Source organism: Pseudomonas sp. 05N434 (assembly GCF_056396965.1).
Window position 1 is genome coordinate 1 of sequence record NZ_JBFTMK010001168.1, and the last position, 409, is coordinate 409.

Below are 409 nucleotides of genomic sequence, written 5' to 3' on the forward strand. Positions count from 1 at the left end.
GACGGTGTGCCGCTGAACACATGACCGCGATCAAACGCATCAAGGTTGATGCCGCTGTCGCCGCCGGATTTGAGGATGGAAAAATCCAGGATCAGGATCGCCAGGTACTCGGCGATCACCATCACCGACAGCAGCCGCGCCGACAGGTCGATCTTGCGATACCCCAGAATCGCAATGCTCGCCATCGCCATCAGCGAGTAAGACCACCACGGCAGCACCAGTGCGAACATGCTTTCCATGGTGCCACTGACCACCCCGCCGAACATGCCATACAACCCGACCTGAAGAATGTTATAGGCAAACATCGCCAACACCCCGGCCGCTCCGCCTGCCAGGCCACCCAAACCACGTGAGGTGAACGCATAAAAACCGCCGGCATTGGTCAGGTGCCGGGACATGGTGGTGTAAC

1 pseudogene is annotated in these 409 nt (G+C 58.9%); it reads right to left on the reverse strand.

Annotated features, from left to right (window positions below):
- Window positions 1-409, reverse strand: a pseudogene (locus AC1DLB_RS32275) (amino acid permease); the annotation flags it as partial.